This window comes from Carboxylicivirga sp. (genome assembly GCF_982718395.1).
Window position 1 is genome coordinate 1 of the sequence record NZ_CEXQWX010000256.1, and the last position, 5,653, is coordinate 5,653.

At 37.7% G+C, this 5,653-nt stretch carries 2 protein-coding genes and 1 pseudogene; all 3 read left to right on the top strand.

The features are described 5' to 3' along the window. Nucleotides 1-68 precede the first annotated feature (68 nt). A pseudogene (locus AC4MRQ_RS24665) lies at nt 69-794 on the top strand (ATP-binding cassette domain-containing protein); the annotation flags it as partial. Beyond that, nucleotides 791-4,120 (top strand): golvesin C-terminal-like domain-containing protein, encoded by a 3,330-nt coding sequence (locus AC4MRQ_RS24670; RefSeq protein WP_491200397.1) that lies wholly within the window; start codon nt 791-793, stop codon nt 4,118-4,120. The pseudogene AC4MRQ_RS24665 and the gene AC4MRQ_RS24670, both read left to right, overlap by 4 nt. A 22-nt stretch (nt 4,121-4,142) precedes the next feature. Continuing rightward, nucleotides 4,143-5,639 (top strand): TolC family protein, encoded by a 1,497-nt coding sequence (locus AC4MRQ_RS24675; protein WP_491200398.1) that lies wholly within the window; start codon nt 4,143-4,145, stop codon nt 5,637-5,639. Nucleotides 5,640-5,653 lie beyond the last annotated feature (14 nt).

Consider the following 5,653-nt stretch of genomic DNA (forward strand, 5'->3'; position numbering starts at 1 on the left):
GCCCGGAATTCCAACGATTGGGAACCCGGACCAACAAACGAGAACGACGATAACGGCCAACGCATGGCGATGTTTATGTTAATGGATTGAAGCTTTCAGAAAACAGGGCTGAAGTCAGATCTTTATTAGGATATTTACCACAGGATTTTCGCTTTTTTTCTAAGTTACGTACCTGGGAGTTTCTCGATTATGCAGCTTCATTAGCTGGCATTAAAAAGAAAAAAGAACGATTGGCCGCAGTAGATGATTTATTGGAACAAGTTGGTTTGTTTGATGTGAGAAATCGCTATGCCAATAAATTATCTGGCGGTATGAAACGACGCTTGGGAATAGCCCAGGCGCTTATTGGCGATCCAAAAATTGTGATTGTTGATGAGCCAACAACGGGGCTTGATCCGGAAGAACGAATCCGCTTTCGTAATATACTGTCCAACCTCAGTCAAAAAGAGGTGATCATTATTTTGTCAACGCATATTGTTGGAGATATATCATCCACTTGTCGGCAAATGGCTTTGCTTAACAGGGGGGAAGTACATTTTCAGGGATCGCCTGAAATGTTTATCAAACAATCAACAGGACATGTGTTTAAAACAAATGTTTCATTTGACCAGATGAAACTGATTAGCGAACAATACCCTGTGATCACATCTGTACCGGGTGCATCCGGATATGAAATTGAATTTGTCGCCAATGAGGTTAATGGTTGGGATACAACACTTATTGAGCCTAACCTTGAGCATGCATATGTGTACTTTATGGAGTATGTCGCCAACGAAAAATTCCAGTATCAATGATTTCAATTTTCAATATAAAAACAGTAGCCCGCTTCGAGTCCAAGACGCTATTGCGCAGTTGGTTTTTTAGAATTTTTGCCATTATTATTATGGGTTTTATTCTGATGTTTAACCTGTTTGGGTTGACCGGAGTAGGAGATGGAGGGTGGCCGGGACGATTGTTACCTTCAGGTGCGCCCTATTTTAATATGTGGATATTAAATATTGCCCAGGCTGTAATAGCTGTATTTTTATCAGCTGATTTTTTAGGTCGTGACAAAAAACTGGATACAACTGAGGCATTCTATGTGCGGAGCATGTCAAATGTAGACTATGTATTTGGCAAAACAATTGGGATACTTAAAGTCTTCCTGTTATTGAATTTATTTGTTCTGGCGAGTGGAATCATTTTTAGCCTTATTGCCAATGAGGTTACTATACCATGGACATCATATCTGATATACCCAATTTTAATTTCCTTACCAACTTTGGTGCTAGTATTGGGGTTATCCTTTTTTACCATGACTCTAATACGTAATCAGGCAGTTACCTTTGTTTTATTGCTTGGTTTTCTTGCTTTATCCTTATTCTATTTACGTAATAAATACGACAGCCTCTTTGATATACTTGGTTTTTATACGCCATTTATGCGCTCTGATTTTACCGGATTTCAGGATGTTGACCACCTGGTAATACACCGCTTGTTTTATTTGTCGCTAGGTATTGTCCTGATTTTAGCCACAGTTTGGCGATTGCCCCGATTGGAACAGCAAAAGTTTAATAAGCCTATTTTAATCACCAGCATTGTAGTATTGCTGTCACTTAGCGCGGGCGGTATTTGGCAATTGATGAGCGAGTCTTTAAAAGTGGATCAACTTTTAACCCAGATCAGACAGTTAAATGATCAATTAAAACCTTCCGCATATCTAATTGATCAATACGATATAAAGTTAAATCACCATGGGGAAGAGATTCAGTGTAAGGTAAAAATGCAAGTCAGTAAAGAAGCTGATTCCGGTGAACTTATTTTTGTACTTAACCCGGGGCTTAAAGTGTCGGATTGTTATGCAAATAATAAGGAAGTACCCTTTAAACAAGATGCTCATTTACTAACAGTTGATATGCCTGACGATTTTCCTGAAAGTGGGGATGTTGAAATCGATTATTCCGGCAAAACATTAGATGCAGCCATGTATGCAGATATTAATGAAGAAACCAGGTTGGCAGAGAACAGGAAAGATCCTTTATTGGCAGGAAAACAATACAGCTTTATTCAGGATGACTATGTTTTACTGACCAGAGAGGCGAATTGGTATCCAGTGATTGGCGATAAACAATTCTGGACACATTATCCATTTGCTAAAATGAACCTGCATGTTAATACTCGTCCTGATTTGGAGGTTATCTCACAAGGGCAAAAGGATAGCATTAGTCAGGGGGAATACAAATTTATTACTGAGATGCCCTTAAATGCTTATAGTTTAATTATCGGGCGGTATAAGAAGTATGAAACTATGGTTGATAGTGTTGAATTTTCATTATACCACCATCAAGAACATACATTTTATAAAGAATATTTCACTGAATTAGATGATACAGTATCATATGTGATTAAATCGATTAAGGACGATTTTGAGCGAAAACTGGGGGTGACATATCCATTTAAAAGGTTCTCAGTTGTAGAAGCACCAATCAATATGTATTCGTATCTGAGAAACTGGTCACTGGCTACTGAAAATGTTATGCCCGAGATGGTTTTGTTTCCTGAGAATGGAGGTGGAGAATGGCAAAATGACTTGCAAAATGTAAAAAGAAGGAATGAAAGAAGGATGGAACGTTCTAATGAAGAACGATCAGAAAAAGAAATGCAGGTTGACCTGTTAAAGAATTATCTGGGTGATAACTTTATTCGTCCTTCGCGATTCTTTTTCGGACGACGGCAGGAAGGAGAACGACATGTTGAGAATTGGGGACGTTTCCAGGTTTTTCCAATGTACTTTGCCTATACCAATAGTATTAAGGAAGAGGCTTACCCATTACTGACAATAGCAATTGAAAACTATCTGCATCAGCGACTGGGAGAAAGCAGAAGACGTGACCTGGGAGGGTTATCCAGCAACGATGAAGTGATTTTGAAACTACGCGATAATAGTTTAAAAGAACTTATTCTGAAGGAGGATGTGAATACACTTGGTAACGTGTTTGCTTCAAAAGGTAGTCAGTTATTTTCTAATTTGAAGGTCAATACCGGGCAAAGCAATTTCGATAAGGAGTTCGAAAATTACATTATGACCTCGCGCTTTGAAAATCAAAAAGTAGATGAGTTTAATAAAGATATTGAGAAGATTACTCAACTTGATTTTGACAAAGTTTACAATGACTGGCTGAATGAAACGTATAGTCCTGCATTCTTATTTAGTTCAGTCGATGTATTTGAAGTGAAGGAAGGGAAGCGCAGACGTTATTTTCTTAAATTGACTGTTGCTAATAAAGGTGATGCTGATGGAATTATCGGTTTCACAGTACGGGAAGGAAACCAGAGAGGCGGTCGAGGTCGTTTCCGCTCGCGTTTCCAAACAGATGCAGAAGAAGATAACCAGGTAAACTACGCAGTAGAATCAGGAAAAACTTATGATTTGGGATTCTTACTTGATGAAGAGCCTCGGGAGGTACAGGTCAATACATTTTTGGCATCAAATATTCCATCAAATCAAACCCTGATAATTAATGAGGTTAATAGAAATTCCAAAAGAGTAGATTTCTTTGAAGGGATAAGAGAATCATCGAAAAACCTTGTTTTCAGAAATTCCAATGAATTTATTGTTGATAATGAAGATGAAGGGTTTTCCATCGTGAATACAGGTGAAAGCAGAACCGTAAAAGATTGGTGGGCAAGCATGCAAAATGAGGAGGAAGAAAGCGACTCTTATGGTATGGTACGTTTCTGGAATCCTCCGGTAAAGTGGAAGCCTGTTGCCGGGGATAAATTCTTTGGTGAATACCTTAAGTCAGCGGTTTATAAGCGCAGAGGAAGCGGTGAAGGCTATGCAAGTTGGCAAAGGGACTTGCCACAATCCGGAAATTATGAAGTTTATGCTTACGTACCGAATATTAGTTTCCGTTTTGGCCGCAGACGTGGTAACAGGAATAAAGAAGTAAATTACAATTACAGAGTGTATCATGACGATGGAATGGAAGAAGTCGAAGTGACCGTAAGTAACAGTAATGAAGGTTGGTTATACCTGGGCGAATATTACTATTCCGAAGGTACGTCCAAAGTAGAATTATCTGATGTTTCCAATAATGAATATGTTATAGGAGATGCCGTAAAATGGGTGAAAAAGTAAAAGACAGAAAATATATTAACAAATGAAGAAAATCTTAATAACCTTAACCTGCTTACTTTTCTTAGGGCTGCTAACCGGAGAAGCGCAGCGTTTGATGACATTGACACAGTCAGTGGAAGAAGCATTAAAAAATAGTCCGCAAATTGTTAGAATGCGCAATGGTCTTGAACAAACCAGGGAGTTATTAAATGCGCAACGAGCTTCTTTACGTTCTAATTTTAGGTTGGTACTGGATCCGTTTCAATATACCAACAGTAGGACTTACAATGACTTTCAGCGTAAATGGTTTAATAATGAAAGAACCTCAAGTGCGGGTTCTTTAATTGTATCGCAACCAATAATCTGGACAGATGCAACCTTGTCATTAGAGAATAATTTTAACTGGCAGACCAATTATTCCTCGGAGTATGATCCTGATGATCCATTCAGTCAGGAGCCATTTACAGGTTATAGTAATGATTTAAGAATAAACTTTAATCAACCGTTATTTACTTATAACCGTACAAAAATGACTCTTAAAGAGCTGGAGTTTGATCATGAAAATGCAAAACTTAATTATGCTTTAGAAGCCCTAAATGTTGAGCAGCAGATTACTCAGTTCTTCTATCAAATCTATGAAAAACAAATGCAGCTGATTACTTCTCGTGAAGAGTGGGAGAATCGGAAGAAGAGTTATGAAATTATAAGAAATAAAGTGGAAGCTGGTTTAACTGCTAAAGAAGAAATGCTTCAGGCAGAATTAGACATGATGACAAGTCAGTCAACAGTTAATAATAATGAAGTGGAGCTCGAAAATATTAAAGACAACTTTAAACAGATGTTGGGGTTGCCACTTTCAGAAGAAATAATGGTCATTGCTGAAGTGTCAGTTATGCCTGTAGATATTGATTTGAATATGGCCACTAATTTTGCTTTGGCCAACCGAATGGAAATTCGTCAGCGACAGATTGATATTGAATTAGGAAAGTTTGAACTGATAAAAACTAATGCGACTAACGAATTTAAAGGTAATTTGAATGTAACTGTTGGGTTATTTGGCGAGAATGAAAAGCTTAAGAATGTGTATGAAAGCCCAAATGATAATGAAGATATCCGTTTTACTCTGGAGGTACCTTTGTTTGACTGGGGAGAGAAGAAAGCGCGTATGCGTGCTGCTGAAGCCTCTTTAAAAACAAGTGAATACAATTTGCAGGATGAGCAGAAAACCATTCGTCGTGATATACGACAGATTGAACGTAGCATTAAAAATACCTTGATTCAGATTGATATTGCGCGAATAAATGAAGAGAATGCTCAGTTGACGTATGATATAAACCTGGAAAAATACCGTAATGGAGATTTAACGAGTATGGACCTTAATTTATTTCAGAACCAGTTGACACAAAAAAAGAATGCGCTGACAACATCCCTGATAAACTATAAATTGGAGCTGCTTAATATGAAGCTGCAATCTTTATATGATTTTGAAATGAAACGCAGCATCATTGATGATGTAATGAAATATGAAATGATACAATAATCAATATATAAACC

Coding starts and splice junctions, on each gene's coding strand:
- AC4MRQ_RS24670 (WP_491200397.1), top strand. CDS start 791: ATGATTTCAATTTTCAATATAAAAACAGTAGCCCGCTTCGAGTCCAAG.
- AC4MRQ_RS24675 (WP_491200398.1), top strand. CDS start 4,143: ATGAAGAAAATCTTAATAACCTTAACCTGCTTACTTTTCTTAGGGCTG.